The sequence below is a fragment of the Pseudanabaena sp. PCC 9330 genome, from assembly GCF_055795045.1.
Window position 1 is genome coordinate 1 of sequence record NZ_JAYFES010000088.1, and the last position, 499, is coordinate 499.

Consider the following 499-nt stretch of genomic DNA (forward strand, 5'->3'; position numbering starts at 1 on the left):
GGTGCGGATGGAGCGCGATTTCTTAAAAAAAGCCGCGACCTTCTTTGCTCGGGAAAGCTCAGATCCTATGAGCTAATCCAGAGGGAGAAGGTCAATTGAGCTAATCCAGAGGGAGAAGGTCAATTTTCCGATTGCCTTGATGTGTCGAGTCCTGAAGCAGTCCAGGAGTGGCTATTACGCCTGGTGCAGCCGTCTCGCTTCCGCTAGAACCCAGGAGAATGCGATCTTGTCTAACCAGATTCAACGCATTTATGACACCAGTCGCCAAAGCTATGGGTCCCCTAGGATTCAGGCGGCCCTGGCGGCTCAAGGCTGGAGCGTCAGCCGTCAACGGGTGGTGCGGTTAATGGCTAAGCTCGGCATCAGCGCTCGGTCTCGGCGCAAATTCCAGGTGACGACCGATTCTAAGCATGCCTGGCCCATCGCTGAGAATCACTTGGACAGAGACTTTACGACGACAGAACCCGACCGGGTGTGGGTGGCTGACATGACCTACATT

The 499-nt window shown here is 54.7% G+C and carries 1 protein-coding gene; it reads left to right on the forward strand.

The window, feature by feature from the left end:
- Window positions 1-226: 226 nt before the first annotated feature.
- The coding region (locus AC0QKW_RS08620; protein WP_473150653.1) for an IS3 family transposase at window positions 227-499 on the forward strand (273 nt) is incomplete at its 3' end.